Origin of the sequence: Rhodoblastus acidophilus (assembly GCF_025961575.1) — a bacterium.
Taxonomy (GTDB): Bacteria; Pseudomonadota; Alphaproteobacteria; order Rhizobiales; family Beijerinckiaceae; genus Rhodoblastus; species Rhodoblastus acidophilus_C.
Window position 1 is genome coordinate 61,393 of sequence record NZ_JAOQNX010000012.1, and the last position, 14,284, is coordinate 75,676.

At 62.8% G+C, this 14,284-nt stretch carries 16 protein-coding genes and 1 pseudogene; 3 read left to right on the forward strand and 14 right to left on the reverse strand.

Annotated elements, in window-relative coordinates; translation table 11 throughout:
• Positions 1 to 35: 35 nt before the first annotated feature.
• The 11 genes from modD to M2320_RS10515 form a co-directional block, all read right to left on the reverse strand.
• On the reverse strand, positions 36 to 884 hold the full coding sequence (gene modD / locus M2320_RS10465; RefSeq protein WP_264597229.1) for a ModD protein: 849 nt from the start codon (positions 882 to 884) through the stop codon (positions 36 to 38).
• A complete protein-coding gene (locus M2320_RS10470) occupies positions 884 to 1,729 on the reverse strand; it encodes a xanthine dehydrogenase (protein ID WP_264597230.1) in 846 nt (281 codons plus the stop codon). Before M2320_RS10470 ends, modD begins: the two co-directional genes overlap by 1 nt.
• 181 nt (positions 1,730 to 1,910) lie before the next feature.
• Complete coding sequence (locus tag M2320_RS10475; protein ID WP_264597231.1) at positions 1,911 to 2,231, reverse strand: antibiotic biosynthesis monooxygenase family protein; 321 nt, start codon at positions 2,229 to 2,231, stop codon at positions 1,911 to 1,913.
• Positions 2,232 to 2,241: 10 nt separating this feature from the next.
• Complete coding sequence (locus M2320_RS10480) at positions 2,242 to 2,994, reverse strand: hypothetical protein (protein WP_264597232.1); 753 nt, start codon at positions 2,992 to 2,994, stop codon at positions 2,242 to 2,244.
• A gap of 120 nt (positions 2,995 to 3,114) precedes the next feature.
• A complete protein-coding gene (locus M2320_RS10485) occupies positions 3,115 to 3,543 on the reverse strand; it encodes a Rieske (2Fe-2S) protein (protein ID WP_264597233.1) in 429 nt (142 codons plus the stop codon).
• A gap of 219 nt (positions 3,544 to 3,762) precedes the next feature.
• Positions 3,763 to 4,116: an iron-sulfur cluster assembly protein gene (locus M2320_RS10490; RefSeq protein ID WP_319801427.1), complete on the reverse strand. Its 354-nt coding sequence runs from the start codon at positions 4,114 to 4,116 to the stop codon at positions 3,763 to 3,765.
• Entirely contained in the window at positions 4,113 to 5,360 is a 1,248-nt protein-coding gene (locus M2320_RS10495; protein WP_264597234.1) for a SufS family cysteine desulfurase, read from the reverse strand. Before M2320_RS10495 ends, M2320_RS10490 begins: the two co-directional genes overlap by 4 nt.
• Positions 5,350 to 6,618 (reverse strand): Fe-S cluster assembly protein SufD, encoded by a 1,269-nt coding sequence (gene sufD / locus M2320_RS10500; protein ID WP_264597235.1) that lies wholly within the window; start codon positions 6,616 to 6,618, stop codon positions 5,350 to 5,352. The genes M2320_RS10495 and sufD overlap by 11 nt, the downstream gene beginning before the upstream one ends.
• Before the next feature lie 7 nt (positions 6,619 to 6,625).
• Complete coding sequence (gene sufC / locus M2320_RS10505) at positions 6,626 to 7,375, reverse strand: Fe-S cluster assembly ATPase SufC (RefSeq protein WP_264597236.1); 750 nt, start codon at positions 7,373 to 7,375, stop codon at positions 6,626 to 6,628.
• Complete coding sequence (gene sufB / locus M2320_RS10510) at positions 7,375 to 8,835, reverse strand: Fe-S cluster assembly protein SufB (protein ID WP_184426437.1); 1,461 nt, start codon at positions 8,833 to 8,835, stop codon at positions 7,375 to 7,377. The genes sufC and sufB overlap by 1 nt, the downstream gene beginning before the upstream one ends.
• A gap of 71 nt (positions 8,836 to 8,906) precedes the next feature.
• A complete protein-coding gene (locus M2320_RS10515; RefSeq protein WP_264597237.1) occupies positions 8,907 to 9,389 on the reverse strand; it encodes a tetratricopeptide repeat protein in 483 nt (160 codons plus the stop codon).
• Positions 9,390 to 9,575: 186 nt separating this feature from the next.
• Between M2320_RS10515 and grxD the strand changes: the two genes are divergently transcribed.
• The 3 genes from grxD to M2320_RS10530 all read left to right on the forward strand — a co-directional run bounded on the left by grxD (position 9,576) and on the right by M2320_RS10530 (position 10,610).
• Positions 9,576 to 9,911 (forward strand): Grx4 family monothiol glutaredoxin, encoded by a 336-nt coding sequence (gene grxD / locus M2320_RS10520; RefSeq protein WP_184426436.1) that lies wholly within the window; start codon positions 9,576 to 9,578, stop codon positions 9,909 to 9,911.
• Positions 9,908 to 10,261, forward strand: a complete 354-nt coding sequence (locus M2320_RS10525) for a (2Fe-2S) ferredoxin domain-containing protein (RefSeq protein WP_264597238.1) — start codon at positions 9,908 to 9,910, stop codon at positions 10,259 to 10,261. The genes grxD and M2320_RS10525 overlap by 4 nt, the downstream gene beginning before the upstream one ends.
• A gap of 142 nt (positions 10,262 to 10,403) precedes the next feature.
• The gene (locus M2320_RS10530) at positions 10,404 to 10,610 is read left to right on the forward strand and encodes a TOBE domain-containing protein (RefSeq protein WP_184426434.1); all 207 of its coding nucleotides are present in this window, start codon (positions 10,404 to 10,406) and stop codon (positions 10,608 to 10,610) included.
• A gap of 232 nt (positions 10,611 to 10,842) precedes the next feature.
• Here M2320_RS10530 and M2320_RS10535 read toward each other — a convergent pair.
• From M2320_RS10535 to M2320_RS10545, 3 genes and pseudogenes are all read right to left on the reverse strand, one after another.
• Positions 10,843 to 11,217 (reverse strand): annotated as a pseudogene (locus M2320_RS10535) (ankyrin repeat domain-containing protein); the annotation flags it as partial.
• A 57-nt stretch (positions 11,218 to 11,274) separates the two neighbouring features.
• Positions 11,275 to 12,810 carry a nitroreductase gene (locus M2320_RS10540; RefSeq protein ID WP_264597240.1) on the reverse strand — a complete coding sequence of 512 codons (1,536 nt, stop codon included), beginning with the start codon at positions 12,808 to 12,810 and terminating at the stop codon, positions 11,275 to 11,277.
• A gap of 60 nt (positions 12,811 to 12,870) precedes the next feature.
• The gene (locus M2320_RS10545) at positions 12,871 to 14,283 is read right to left on the reverse strand and encodes a glutamate synthase subunit beta (protein WP_184426431.1); all 1,413 of its coding nucleotides are present in this window, start codon (positions 14,281 to 14,283) and stop codon (positions 12,871 to 12,873) included.
• Between the last annotated feature and the right edge of the window lies 1 nt (position 14,284).

A 14,284-nucleotide genomic window follows, 5' to 3' on the forward strand; every position in this document is an offset into this window, starting at 1 on the left:
TTGAACATGGGCATCTCCGTAGCCGCCGCAAAAGCCTAACAATCCGCGACAATGGTCACTGCAACATCCTTGGGCGGGGCGTAATATGGCGACGATGTGACAAGAATGTCCGCGCCCCCTAGCGCATAGGCGCGGGCATTGTCGCGCTTCACGCCGCCGGCCGCCGCCAGCAAGGGCCGGCCGTGCAAGCCGCTGAGGGACTTTGACAGGCGCGCAATCTCTTCGGGCGAAAATTTTTCCGCCTGGATCAGGTGAAAGCGGGCGCGGGCGGCGGCAAGCGCCTGGTCGTGGTCCTTGACCTCGATCGCCAGTTTTTTCTCCGGCAATTTTTTGCGCAGTTTTGTCGCGACCTCGTCCAGAGTCACGCCGGGCAAGAAGCGCAAATGTTCGGGGAAGACCAGAACGGTTTCCGACAGGCCGAGCCGGTGCATGACCGCGCCCCCGGCCTCGACGGCGGCGGCGGCGAATTTTTTTGTCCCCGGCGTGTTCTTTCGCGTGCAGGCGACGCAAATGTCGGGCGCCGCCGCGCGGGCCTCGTCCAGAATGTCGCGTGTCGCGCTGGCGACGCCGGACCAGATTTCGATCAGGGTTTGCGCCACTTTCCAGCCGCGCAGCAAGGCGGGCGCGGGGCCGCTCGCAGACAGGATCGGCGCGCCCGCCGCGAGCCGGTCGCCGCTGTGGGCGGCCAGCGTCACGCGCGCGCCAGCGAGCTCAAGCAGACGCGCCGCCGCTTCGGCCAAGGCGACAACCATCGGGCTTCGTGCGGAAAAATCCATGCGGCCGCTGGCGCTGGCGAGGCCGAGCTGGTCGGTGGTCAAATCGCCGAAGGGGACGTCGTCGTCCAGCAGGCGCTCGAGTTCTGAATCGGAAAAAAGAATCGGCATCAGCGTGAATGGGGGGCGGCCCTAAAACCTCGTTTCGCTGTCCCCTTTATCGCCGCGAGCGCGGCCTTGGCAAGGTTTTTGGCGTCGGGGTCCAGCCCCCGGCAAGTCCGACCCTCGTCGGGCGCGATTTCGGCGACCGGCGAGCCCTCGGCGAGCATCAGGCCGTCGCGGGCGAGCCCGACCAGCACGCCATCGAGGCGCGCCCGCACCGAGGCTTCGCCGATACGGCCGATCAAATCGCCGCGCGCCACGGAATCGCCGATCTCGAGCGCCGTATGCCAGACGCCCCGCGCCGGCGTGACGGAGAAAGCGGGGTCGTCGCGACCGACTGCGCTCTGGCACGGCTGCTGCGCGACGCAATGATGCACGGCGCCGCAATGGGTGGGCGCCGCCTCAAGGGCGAGATCGCAGTTTTCGCCCACCTTGAAATGATCGCCCAGTCCGACGGAGAGGCCGACGTAATGGCGGTAATCCGGCGTGGCGGTCGAGGGTTTCAGCCGCGCGTCGATCAGCAACTGGATGCGGCGCAGCGCCAGCAGATCGCTCAATTGCAGCGGCGTCACCGCGACACAGGCGTCCTCGGCGGCGATTTCGGCGAGATGCACCGCGTCTTCCGCTCTGCGCGCGCGCACGCCGTCCAATTCGCATTCGTCGTCGTAGAGGGCGTCATCGAAAGACATGCCCCGACGCAGAACCGGCGGGCAGGGCTCGTGGGTGAGGATGACGTGATAGCCGCCCTTGCGCAGTCTTACGGCCAAGGCCGAGGCAATCTCATTGGTCCCCAGGATCACCGCGACATCCGCGTCGGTGGCCGAGACGAAATAAGGAAAGGAAGTCGCGTTCATGGCCCCGCCCCTCAAAACCCAACCCGCAACGCCCGGCTTTCTTTTGTCCGGGTCATGTTGTCCATGCATGGGTCGCGCCATGCGCCGAGGGCCTGACTTGTCGGGATTGTGGGGCCGAATGCGTCCGTTTCGTCGTGAGAATGTCGCAGTGTTTACGAGGCCGTCATGTCCGCGACGGCGCTTAAGCCTTGCGTGTTTCCGAAACCGCGACAAAACCCTCGAAGCGCGGCGGTCCCAGATATAGCCCTTGCGTTTTGGGCGCGCCGGAATGGGCGCGTCGGAACGCTTCGGATTTGGTCCAGGCTTCAAAAGCCTGTTCGCTTTCCCAGATTGTGTGGGACACGAATGTGGTCGCTTCCTCATCGCTGGCGCCGCGCAGCAGGTGGAAAACGACAAAACCGGGCATGGCGGGCAAGTCGCTCTGGCGATTGCGCCAGACCTCTTCAAATTGCGCCTCGCGGCCGAGCGCAACGCGGAAACGGTTCATGGCGATAAAGGTCATCGGTGCTCCCTCAGGCGCGGCGGGCGAGCGATCGCAAGAAACCCGTGGCTTCCTCGGACAAATCCTGCTCGATGGCCGGGGCCATTTTCAGCAGGACATTGGCGACGAAAGCTTCGTCATTGCGCGGCTCCGCCAGGATGTCGCGCAGGATCGGCACATTGTCCTCGATATGGGCGAGAAAGGCGACGCCTTTTTCCAGCGTCTCGGTCCAGCGCGTCCGGGTCCACAGCGCCAGCGCATAAATGATTTCCTGGGCGAAATTGGAGCCGCGCGCCTTTTCCAGAAAGCGCAGGCCGGTATTCCAGTTCTCCTTGGCGCGCATCGGCGGTGGAACCGGGGCGTTGTCGAGCAGTTTTTGCGCGGCCTGGCCGACATGGTCTTCGAGGCTGACCGGCTCTTCGATATCGCCGTCAAAGCTCCAAAAAGCCGGGGCGCCCGGGAAATCCGCGCCATATTTTTGCAAAAGGCCGGACTTGAGTTTTTCCAGGCCGGCGCGGTCGCCCTTGAGCGCGGCGGTCATGGCGAAAGCGAACAGCGCGTCCTTGGCCACCGCGCCGACGCCGCCGCTTTTCAATTGCTGGGGCGTGAGCGCCGGGGGCTGGCCGTCGGCGGCGGGCGCCGCCTCGCCGGCGCGCACAGCGGAGACATGGGCGGTGATTTCCAGCCACGGCTCAAAAAGGGAGAGGAACAGGTCGGGATCGGCGAAGACCACGCTGATGTTGATCGCCTTCTTGCGCTTCATCAATTCGGTCATGTCGAGCATTTTGGTCTCCATCTGCCGGTCGGATCGGTTTTTTGGGGGCGCCTGCTTTGTTGTGAAGACAGGCGCGCGCAAACGTTCAGGCTTTGCGGCCTGTTCAGTTTCGACGATGGTTTCGAAAAATCAGTCGCTGGTGATCATCACGCCGGGGCCCTCGTCTTCGAGGTCGAGCCCGTCTTCCTCAAAAAGTTCGACGCCGGTGATGCAGACGTCTCCGTCATCGACGACGACTTGGATGGTCTTGAGATTTTGGCCCTGGCAGGGGCCGGAAAAACAGGCGCCGGTGTCGAGATCGAATTGCGCCCCGTGGTGGCGGCAGACGAGGAAATTTCCGGCCTCGTCCATGAACTCTTCCAATCCGGCGTCGAGGCGCTTGCCTTGATGCGGGCAGGAATTTTCGAAGCCATAAAAATTCTTGCCTTTTCGCGAGATGACGATGGGCCAGGGTTTTCCGACCTTTTTGCCGTCCTCCTCCACCGCCTTTTGCAAGACAAACCCTCTTGCGGAATGGTCCTCGATCTCAAACGTGCTGCAAACGGCGAAGAGTTCCATCCTTGGCTCCTGTGTCCAGCGCCGCGACCGTCCGGAAGGGCGAAAATGTCAGTGGCCGTCATGGCCGGGCGTCGTCCCGGCCATCCACGCCGGCATGGAATGCGGCGCCTTTCACAACGGGACACCCCTCTATCTCCAAAGCCGGTCGTACTCTCCTCCATGCCGGCGTGGATGCCCGCGACAAGCGCGGGCATGACGTTTTTTTGCTGGGGCGCGAGGCTAAAGCATCCCCAATTCGAGCTTTGCCTCGTCGGACATGGTGGCCGGGCTCCACGGCGGGTCGAACACCAGGTTCATCTTGACCGCCTTGGCGCCGGGGGCGAGCAGAACCGCCCGCTCCACGCGCTTCAGCATTTCCCCCGCGACCGGGCAGCCCGGCGCGGTAAGGGTCATGTCGATCTCAATATTTTCCGGGTTGGAGACGTCGAGCCGGTAGATCAGCCCGAGGTCATAAACATTGACCGGGATTTCCGGGTCGAACACGGTCCGGATCGCGGCGATGGCGTCCTGCTCCAGATCGCCGGTCCATTCGGGCAGTACGACGTCTTCGCGAAAAACAGGCGCATCCATCATGCAAACAACTCCAGCACGCGGCGCAGACCCTTCACCAAAACTTCCACCTCCTCATGGGTGTTGTAGAGCGCGAAGGAGGCGCGGGCGCTCGCGGTGAGGCCGAGCTTCGTCATCAGCGGCTGCGCGCAATGCGATCCCGCGCGCACCGCAATGCCGGCGCGGTCGAGAATGGTTGACACGTCCTGCGGGTGCGCGCCCTCGACATCAAACGTCACCAATGCGCCCTTGTTCGGCGCGCGGCCAAAGATGCGGACTTTGCCGAGCTTGTCGATTTCCTCCGTCGCATGGGCGAGCAGAGCGGCTTCGTGCGCGGCGACCGCCTCGCGGTCGAGCCCCATCATGAAGTCGAGCGCCGCGCCGAGGCCGATGGCTTCGACGATCGGCGGCGTGCCCGCTTCAAAACGGTGCGGCGGGGCCGCGTAAGTGACCTTGTCCTTGTAGACATCGGCGATCATTTCGCCGCCGCCCTGATAGGGCTGCATCTGCGCCAGCAGATCGTATTTGCCGTAGAGAAAACCGATGCCGGTGGGGCCATAGAGCTTGTGGCCGGTGGTGACGTAGAAATCGACGCCGAGCGCCTGCACATCGACGATCTCGTGCACAGAACCCTGGCAGCCGTCGATCAGCACCTTGGCGCCGACGCCGTGCGCCAGTTTGACGATCTCCGCCACCGGGGTCAGCGTGCCCAGCACGTTGGACATGTGAGTGATCGCGACGATTTTCGTCCGCGGCGTGAGCAGCGCGGCGAAGGCGTCGAGATCGAAGGAACCGTCGTCCTTGATCGGCGCCCATTTCAGCACCGCGCCCTTGCGTTCGCGCAGAAAATTCCACGGCACGATGTTGGAGTGGTGCTCCATTTCCGAGACGATGATTTCGTCGCCTTCGGAAATTTCCGCGCCGAGGCTGGAGGCGACCAGATTGATCGCTTCCGTTCCGCCTTTGGTGAAGACGATTTCATCGACCTTGGCGGCGTTGACGAAGGCGCGGCAGGTTTCGCGCGCCTGTTCAAAGGCGACTGTGGATTCGCCCGACAGAAAATGCGCGCCGCGATGGACGTTGGCGTAAATGTCGGAATAGCCGCGCATCAACGTGTCGAGCACGATCTGTGGCTTTTGCGCGGAGGCGCCGTTGTCGAGATAGACCAGCGGCTTGCCATGAACGTTGCGCGAAAGGATCGGGAATTGCTCGCGGATGGCGCGCACGTCGAAATGCGTGGTCTCCTTGAGGAGGGCGTTACTCGACATGGGCGGCCTCGCCGGCGTGGGTGGTCAGCCAGGCGTTGACGCTTTTCGCCATCGCCTCGCGCAAAACCTCGTTCTCGATCTTGTCCAGGGCCTCGCCGAAGAACGCCTCGATCAGCATGGCCCGGGCCTCGGCTTCAGGAATGCCGCGCGCGCGCAGGAAGAACAGGGCGTTGGCGTCGAGTTCGCCGGCGGTGGCGCCATGGCTGCACTTCACGTCGTCGGCAAAGATTTCCAGTTCCGGCTTGGTGACGATTTCGGCCTTGTGCGACAGCAGCAGGGCGCGGCTGAGCTGGCGCGCGTCGGTTTTTTGCGCGACCTGTCCGACCTTGATGCAGCCCTGATAGACCCCGCGCGCGGAGCCGGCCAGCACCGAGCGGAACACCTGATTCGACGTCGCATTGGGCGCGGCGTGCTCGATCACCGTGGTGTTGTCGCAATGGCGGCTGTCCGCGACCATCACGGCGCCGTCGAGTTCGACATGCGCGGTTTCGCCCGCGAGTTTGAGCAGCGCCTCGTGGCGGGCGAACTGGCCGCCTTGCGAGAAATAGAAGGCGCGATAGGTCGCCTCTTCCGCGATTTCGCCCAGGGTGACCGCCGCCTGACGCGCGCCCGCCAAAAACGATTCCTGGCGGATGTGGGTGAGTTTCGCGCCCTTGCCGAGCGTGAATTCGGTGACCACGGTCGAAAACAGCGGCGCGCCATCATGGGTCTCGTAAACGGTGAGTTCGGCGCCCTCTTCAAGCTGGATCAGCAGGCGCAGATGGCGGTCCGAACCGGCGCCGGTCCAGAGGAAGCGCAGGTGCAGCGGCAGGCTGACTTTTTCGCCAGCGGGCACGCGCAGGGCGAGCCCTTCCTCCAGCAAAGCGGTGTTGAGATTGACGATCGGGTGGTCGACCTGCGGATAGACCTTGCCGATGATGCGGGCGAGCGGCGAATCCTTTTCGCCGAGCGCCGTGCGCAGGTTGAGCGCGCCGACCCGGGCGTAACTGGATTTGTCGTCCAGCACGCCATCGACGAAGGCGGCGACCGCCGCTTGTTGCAGTTCCGGGGCGACGACCGGCGTCGCGTCGGCAACGGGATCGTCGCGCAAGACTTTGGCGAGATCGGAATAACGCCAGGCTTCCACGCGGCGATTGGGCAAGCCCTCGCGCTTGAAAAATTCCTGGGCCTGGCCCTGCAGGTCGCCGAGCCAGGGAGCGACGGCGCCGCGTCGCTTCTCCATGGTGGCGAGCAGGTTTTCGGAGAGCGAACCTGTCATGAAAACCTCACGCTGCTTTGGCGATCACGGCGTCATAGCCGTTCTGTTCCAGTTGCAGGGCGAGGCTCTTGTCGCCCGAAAGCACGATTTTGCCGCCGGCCAGAATGTGGATGACATCCGGCACGATATAGTCGAGCAGGCGCTGGTAGTGGGTGATGACGAGGAAAGACCGGTCGGGCGCGCGCAGCTTGTTGACGCCTTCGGCGACGAGTTTCAGCGCGTCAATGTCGAGGCCGGAATCCATTTCGTCGAGGATCGCCAGTTTTGGCTTGAGCAGCGCCATTTGCAGGGTCTCGTTGCGCTTCTTCTCGCCGCCGGAAAAGCCGACATTGAGCGGGCGCTTGAGCATGTCTTCCGAAATGTTGAGTTCCTTCGCCGCGGAGCGCACCGCACGCAAAAACTCGGCGGCGTTGAGTTCCCTCTCGCCGCGCAATTTTGCTTGCGAGTTCATCGCCGTCTTCAAGAAATTCATCGTGGAGACGCCGGGGATTTCCAGCGGGTATTGGAAGGCCAGGAAGATGCCGCGGGCGGCGCGCTCTTCCGGCGCCAGCGCCGTGACGTCCTCACCGAAGAAGTCGATTTCGCCCTTGGTGACTTCATAGCCGGCGCGGCCCGCCAGCGTATAGGAGGTGGTCGACTTGCCCGCGCCGTTCGGACCCATGATGGCGTGCACTTCGCCCGGCGGCACCTTGAGGTTCAAACCTTTGAGGATTTCCTTGCCGTGGACGTTGACGTGCAGGTCTTTGATCTCGAGCATTAACCGACGCTCCCTTCGAGGCTGAGTCCGACGAGTTTTTGCGCCTCGACGGCGAATTCCATGGGCAGTTGCTGCAGCACTTCGCGGCAGAAACCGTTGACGATCAGCGAGACGGCTTCCTCGGTCGGGATGCCGCGCGACAGACAGTAGAACAGTTGATCATCGGAGATTTTCGAGGTGGTGGCCTCGTGCTCCAAAATGGCTTTTGGATTCTTGGACTGGATGTAGGGCACGGTATGCGCGCCGCACTGGTCGCCGATCAGCAGCGAGTCGCATTGGGTGAAATTGCGCGCGCCATCGGCCTTCTGGTGGATGCTGACGAGGCCGCGATAGGTGTTTTGCGCCTTGCCCGCAGAAATGCCCTTCGAAATGATCCGGCTCGAGGTGTTTTTGCCCAGGTGGATCATTTTCGTGCCGGTGTCGGCCTGTTGAAAATTGTTGGCGATGGCGATGGAGTAGAATTCGCCCACCGCATTTTCGCCGCGCAGAATGCAGGACGGATATTTCCAGGTGATCGCCGAACCGGTCTCGACCTGGGTCCAGGACACTTTGGAATTCTTGCCCCGGCAATCCGCGCGCTTGGTGACGAAATTATAGATGCCGCCCTTGCCGTTCTCGTCGCCCGGAAACCAGTTTTGCACCGTCGAATATTTGATCTCGGCGTCATCGAGCGCGACCAGTTCGACGACAGCGGCGTGCAACTGGTTTTCGTCGCGCTGCGGCGCGGTACAGCCTTCCAGATAGGAGACGTAGGAGCCGGCGTCGGCGATGATCAGCGTCCGCTCGAACTGGCCGGATTTGGCCGCATTGATGCGGAAATAGGTGGACAGCTCCATCGGGCAGCGGACGCCCGGCGGGATATAGACGAACGAGCCTTCTGAGAAGACCGCGGCGTTGAGGGTGGCGTAAAAATTGTCGGTGTCGGGGACGACCGAGCCGAGATATTTCTTCACCAGTTCAGGGTGGGTTTTGACCGCCTCGGAAATCGGGCAGAAGATGACGCCGACCTTGGCCAGTTCATCCTTAAAGGTGGTGACGACGGAGACGGAGTCGAACACCGCGTCCACCGCCACCTTGCGCTGCTCGACGCCGGCCAAAATCTCCTGTTCGTGCAGGGGAATGCCGAGCTTTTCATAGGTCCGCAGCAGTTCGGGATCGACATCCTCGAGCGTATGCGGACCTTCCTTCGCCTTGGGCGCGGCGTAATAATAGGCGTCCTGGAAGTCGATCTTGGGATAATGCAGTTTGGCCCATTTGGGCTCCTCCATGTTCACCCAACGCCGATAGGCCGAGAGGCGATAGTCGAGCAGCCAGTCCGGCTCGTTCTTCTTCGCCGAGATGAAGCGGATGACGTCTTCGTTCAGGCCTTTCGGCGCAAATTCGGATTCGATATCGGAGACGAAACCGTACTTGTATTTCTGTTCGGTCAGTTCTTGCAGGGCTGCTGCTTCTTCGCTCATGTCCGAATCCCGACGGAGAATTTAATTGATCTAGTCGTACCTCAAAATGCAAGGGCGGCGCCAGCGGCGTTTCAGCCGGCGATTCCCTCGCAAAGCGCTGCGATCACCGGCCAGCCGACCTTGCCGGCGGGATCCAGCGTTTTCAGGGCATTGAGTATGTCTTGGGCAGAATCGACCTCCTCGCGCCGCAGATGGATGAAAGCCGTCGCCTTGAGGGTGTAAAGGGCGAAGCGACCTGCGCCCTCAGGAAAGGGGTTTTGCGGGGTCCATTGGCGCCAATCCTCGGGCCAGCCGGCTTGCTGCGCCGCCTTGCGCAGACCGGTCCGCGCCATGTCCAGCGCCACGTCGAGATCGCCGTGGTAAGTGTGAATTTTGTAGAGGCAGAAGTAACTTGCGAGTTCTTCGGGCTCGACGTCCAACGCCTGCCTGAACAGGTTTTCCGCGCGCGTAAAATCGCTGCGATAGGCGACCACGCCCTGTTGCAGCAGCGCGTCGATTCTTGGGCTGATCGCTCCGAAATTGACCTCTTCGCTTCCGGGAAAATTGAGCAGCATGGGGGAACCTCCACGGATCGTGCGATGGAGAGGGCTGCAAGTCCGGGGCCGGGCGTTGCGTCGTGTTTCGGACACGGGTCTCTGTCGATGTTGCGACGCGGCGCCATTGGCTGTGGTCCCGCTTTTGCATTGATCCAGATCAAACGCGCCTGCACAGTCGCGTTCGTTCAGCCAAGAGGTCATTTCATGTCGGAAAAAACCAGCGAGCGCATCAAGGGCATTGTCGAAGGCTCGGACATTGTCCTGTTCATGAAGGGCGTTCCCGCCGCGCCGCAATGCGGTTTCTCCGCCGCCGTCGTCAAAGTGCTCGACGGGTTCGGCGTCAAATACGATTCGGTCAACGTGCTCGCCGATCCCTTTATCCGCGAAGGCCTGAAGGAATATTCCAACTGGCCGACCTTTCCGCAGCTCTATGTGAAGGGCGAGTTCGTCGGCGGCTGCGACATCGTTCGCGAAATGGCCGCGAGCGGCGAGTTTACAAAACTTCTGGCCGACAACGGCATTGAAAAGGTGAGCGCATGAACGTCCACGTCGCCCCCTCTTTCGCCGATGTGCCGCAGGTCTACACCCGGCATGTCTTCGCCTGCTACACGCAGCGCCCGCCGGGCCATCCGCGCGGCTCCTGCGGCCAGCAGGGCGCGCAGCCGCTGTGGGACCGGCTGTCGAAAAAGCTCGAAGCCGAGCGTCTCGGCGAGGTCGGTTTTACGCCGGCGGGCTGCCTCGGTTTTTGTCGCGCCGGGCCGCTGATGGTGGTCTATCCCGAGGGCGTCTGGTACGCGCCCAAAACCCCGGAAGACATTGACGAGATCGTCGAGACCCATCTCAAGGGCGGCGCCCTGGTCGAGCGCCTGGTGATCGTGCCGACGCGCTGATTATTTTGGGCGCCGACGGGCGCTTTCGGGCCGTGGCGACGCGGCCCGAAAGCGCGGCATTTTCAATATTGATTTGAATTCCCTAACGCCCTAGCTTCTGCGCCTGATCCGCGCGACTTGCGCGGCAAGAAAGGGCAAGACAATGAAAATCTCCGCGCGCAACGTGCTCGCCGGCAAGATCGTCGAGATCAAAAAGGGCGCGACCACCTCCCATGTCCTGATCGACGTCAAAGGCCTGATCGTCACCTCCGCCATCACCAACGAAGCGGTCGAGGAACTCGGCTTGAAGGTCGGCGGCGAAGCCAGCGCCGTGATCAAGTCCTCGGACGTCATGGTGATGGTCCCCTGAGCGGATTTAGCAGGCTGCTGAAAAACCCGTGGACCGCCCCCGCCCTGGCGCGCGCGCCCGAGACGTCCGCCAAGGCGGGCTCCTCACGGTGAGGGCTACGCGATTATTCTATATAAGGAAAATCCCTCATGGTGAGGAGGCTGCGAAGCAGCCGTCTCGAACCATGGCCATCGGAACGGGACTTTTTCAGCAGCCTGTTAGGAAGGCTGGGGTCTCCCCGGCCTTTTCTTTCTCAGCGCGCCCGCTGCGCCGATCGCGCGGCGCGCAGCAGCGCCAGGATTTCGGCGTTGCCGGCCATGTCGAGCGCGGAAAAACCGTCGAGGGTTTCAGCGGATATGTCGGCGCCGCGCGCCAAAAGATGCCGCACGATGGCGGTGCGCGACGAGGAGGCCGCGAACATCAGCGCGGTCGCGCCATTGTCATTCGCATGGTTCATGTCCACGCCCGCGTCGATCAGCAGGTCGAGCAGATCGAGGTTTTCGCCGAAGCAGGCGAGCCATAGCGCATTATTCCCGTCCGCGTTGAGCGCCGATGTGTCGCCGCCCGCCAGCAGGATTTTTCGCGCCATGGCCGCATCGCCTTTTTGCGCGGCGCGCATCAAAGGCGTGGACTTGTTTCTCCGCGTGCGAAAAGATTTTCAAAACCTTCGGCGCGCAAAAAATCGTCAAGCGTTTGATCCGTCATGGGCGAAAAACTCCGGGCGGCTTTTTGTGGGATAGGCCGGCTCGGTCGCAATGCGCGAGTCCACATAGGGCAGGCCGACCGTGAAGTGGTACAGGCTCTGCAAATTCTGGTCCTTCAGCCCGAACAGGGCGTGGGTTTCGTCATCAAAATAGCAGCCAATTCCGGTCCCGCGCAGGTTTTGTCGCTCGGCTTCGAGATAAAGGACCTGGCCGATGAGGCCCGCCTCCCAGTGCAATTGCCGGTAGCGCCAGGGGTTTTGCGCCACCAGGGGCGAAAATTCCGCCAGCAGAGCGACGCCGAATGAGGAATCGCCGCCGATCCCCTGGTTGCAGAACAGCCGCCGGGCGAGGCCGCGCGCGTCCATTTCCTTGAGCAGATAGAGCGGCAGGTTCGCCTCCTCCACCTTGCGCCAGAGGAAATCGGCGAAAAAATTTTGGCGCATCAGCGCCTCGCCCGCGGCGCTGCGCGGCAGGGCGTAAAGGCCCTGCGGCAGCCCCTCGACGCGGTGGACGAACAGCAGCGGATGGACGCGGGGCGAAAAACTCCACAGGTCGAAGGGGGATTTTTGCGGCGCCAGCGCGGCGAGCATGGCGAAAAATTCGTCCGGCGCCATGCGATGCTTGGGATTGAAGGCCTGCGCGCTGCGCCGTTGCAGGATCAATTCGGCGGTGATGTCCTTGGCCTCGCGTGGGGCGGTCGCGACAAAATTTTCGCCGGCGGAGCCGAGTGTCGCCTGTACGACATCGTCGATGACGGGCCAGCGATACATCGGCCGGGCGTCGAGCAGATTGGCGGCGCCGCTCCACAAGCCGATCTTGTCGGCCGGCGCCGAGGGCGCGCCTTCGCGTTCGAAAATTTCGATCAGCGCGTCGGCGTCCTCGCGTTCGGCGCGGCCAAAATCCTCGGCGCGATCCAGGCCCAGAAGGCGCGAAAGCGGGGCGCTGTCGAGATTTTCGACCATTTTGGCGGAAAAGCCGAGAGTGTTTGCGGCATAGGCGAGCGCGCCCAGGGCGTGGCCGAGGTCGAGCTGGCAATAGCGAAAGGCGCGCTCGCCATATTTCCAGGCTTCGCGCCAGGGGATCGAGCTGAGGCCGATCCACAGCCGCGGCGGCCCCTCGCCCGGCGGATCGGCGCGGCGCTGTTCGAGCACATGGTCGCGGCTGAGATAGTGGTGCAAGCCATCAGCCACGCCCGGAAAATTTTCACTTAAAACGTAAGACTCGGTCGGGTGCAGATTGCCGCTCGACGGATTGCAGCGCAAAGCCCAGCGGTCCGGGCCAAAACTTTTCCAAGCGGAAAGACCGAAGCTCAGATGCAGCAACGCGCCGAGACCGGCGCGCGAAAAGGGGGCGGATGAGCAGTTTTGCGGCGCGAGATCGAGGTCGATCTTTTCGGCGCCCAAAAATTCGCGGAACGGATTGGGCTGCGCGTCCCAATCCAGCGTATCCGGGCTGGCGGCGAAGCCGCCGAACCCGTGTTTTGTTCGTTGGTGATAGGCGAAGGCTGTTTCGGTCATTGCGGCGCCTTCAAGCGAAGCAGATGCCGCTTCGCTTGCAGAAAACGCGCCACATAGAGATCAGCGCGGCAGCTCGCTCTCGCCCATCAGGAACAGGTCCACCGCGCGGGCCGCCTGGCGGCCTTCGCGGATCGCCCAGACCACCAGCGACTGGCCGCGACGCATGTCGCCGGCGGCAAAAACCTTGTCGACGCTGGTGCGGTAGCCCTTGGTGTCGGCCTGCACATTGCCGCGCGGGTCCGTGGTGACGCCGAGCTGTTGCAACAGCCCCTCATGGACGGGGCTGACAAAGCCCATGGCCAGCAGGACGAGGTCGGCGCGCAGCTCGAATTCGCTGCCGGGGATTTCCTTGAAATGATCGTCGACGCGGACGCATTTCAGACCCTTGACGCCGGAATCGCCGACAAAGGCCTTGGTCATCACGCCAAAGTCGCGGTCGGCGCCTTCCATGTGCGAAGACGACGTGCGCAGCTTCAGCGGCCAATACGGCCAGGACGTCAGCTTGTCTTCCTTGGCCGGCGGCTTCTGCATGATTTCGAGCTGGGTCACCGACAGCGCGCCCTGGCGCACGGAAGTGCCGATACAGTCGGAGCCGGTATCGCCGCCGCCGATGACGACGACATGTTTTCCGGACGCGAGGATCGGGTCGTTGGTGAGCCGCTCGCGCGACACCCGCCGGTTTTGCTGCGGCAAAAAGTCCATGGCGAAATGGACGCCGGCGAGATCGCGGCCGGGGATCGGCAGGTCGCGCGGCTTTTCCGAGCCGCCGGCGAGGATGACGGCGTCGTGGCTGTCATGAATCTGCTTGGCCGGGATGGTGACGCCAATGTTGGAATCGTAGTGGAACACGACCCCTTCGGCTTCCATCTGGGCGACGCGGCGGTCGATCAGGCCCTTTTCGAGCTTGAAGTCCGGGATGCCATAGCGCAGCAGGCCGCCGGCCTTGGCGAATTTTTCATAGACGTGGACCTCGTGGCCCGCGCGCGCGAGCTGCTGCGCCGCGGCCAAGCCCGCCGGACCCGAGCCGATGATCGCCACCTTCTTGCCGGTTTTTTTCGCGGCCGGCTCGGGGCGAACAAAACCGCTTTCCCAGGCGCGGTCGACGATGGCGCATTCCACGGTCTTGATGGTGACCGGAATGTCCTCGAGGTTCAGGGTGCAGGCGGCCTCGCAGGGCGCGGGGCAGATGCGGCCGGTGAACTCGGGGAAATTGTTGGTGGAGTGCAGGTTGCGCGCCGCCTCTTCCCAGTCGCCGCGATAGACCAGATCGTTCCAGTCGGGGATCTGGTTGTTGACGGGGCAGCCGTTGTGACAGAACGGAATGCCGCAATTCATGCAGCGCGAGGCCTGCTCGCGCGTGGCCTCTTCCGACAGCGGAATCACGAATTCCGAGTAATGGCGGATACGGTCGGCGGCGGGCTTGTAGCCGCGGTCCTGCCGGTCGATTTCCAGAAAACCGGTTACCTTGCCCATC

Coding starts and splice junctions, on each gene's coding strand:
- modD (WP_264597229.1), bottom strand. CDS start 884: ATGCCGATTCTTTTTTCCGATTCAGAACTCGAGCGCCTGCTGGACGAC.
- M2320_RS10470 (WP_264597230.1), bottom strand. CDS start 1,729: ATGAACGCGACTTCCTTTCCTTATTTCGTCTCGGCCACCGACGCGGAT.
- M2320_RS10475 (WP_264597231.1), bottom strand. CDS start 2,231: ATGACCTTTATCGCCATGAACCGTTTCCGCGTTGCGCTCGGCCGCGAG.
- M2320_RS10480 (WP_264597232.1), bottom strand. CDS start 2,994: ATGCTCGACATGACCGAATTGATGAAGCGCAAGAAGGCGATCAACATC.
- M2320_RS10485 (WP_264597233.1), bottom strand. CDS start 3,543: ATGGAACTCTTCGCCGTTTGCAGCACGTTTGAGATCGAGGACCATTCC.
- M2320_RS10490 (WP_319801427.1), bottom strand. CDS start 4,116: ATGATGGATGCGCCTGTTTTTCGCGAAGACGTCGTACTGCCCGAATGG.
- M2320_RS10495 (WP_264597234.1), bottom strand. CDS start 5,360: ATGTCGAGTAACGCCCTCCTCAAGGAGACCACGCATTTCGACGTGCGC.
- sufD (WP_264597235.1), bottom strand. CDS start 6,618: ATGACAGGTTCGCTCTCCGAAAACCTGCTCGCCACCATGGAGAAGCGA.
- sufC (WP_264597236.1), bottom strand. CDS start 7,375: ATGCTCGAGATCAAAGACCTGCACGTCAACGTCCACGGCAAGGAAATC.
- sufB (WP_184426437.1), bottom strand. CDS start 8,835: ATGAGCGAAGAAGCAGCAGCCCTGCAAGAACTGACCGAACAGAAATAC.
- M2320_RS10515 (WP_264597237.1), bottom strand. CDS start 9,389: ATGCTGCTCAATTTTCCCGGAAGCGAAGAGGTCAATTTCGGAGCGATC.
- grxD (WP_184426436.1), top strand. CDS start 9,576: ATGTCGGAAAAAACCAGCGAGCGCATCAAGGGCATTGTCGAAGGCTCG.
- M2320_RS10525 (WP_264597238.1), top strand. CDS start 9,908: ATGAACGTCCACGTCGCCCCCTCTTTCGCCGATGTGCCGCAGGTCTAC.
- M2320_RS10530 (WP_184426434.1), top strand. CDS start 10,404: ATGAAAATCTCCGCGCGCAACGTGCTCGCCGGCAAGATCGTCGAGATC.
- M2320_RS10540 (WP_264597240.1), bottom strand. CDS start 12,810: ATGACCGAAACAGCCTTCGCCTATCACCAACGAACAAAACACGGGTTC.
- M2320_RS10545 (WP_184426431.1), bottom strand. CDS start 14,283: ATGGGCAAGGTAACCGGTTTTCTGGAAATCGACCGGCAGGACCGCGGC.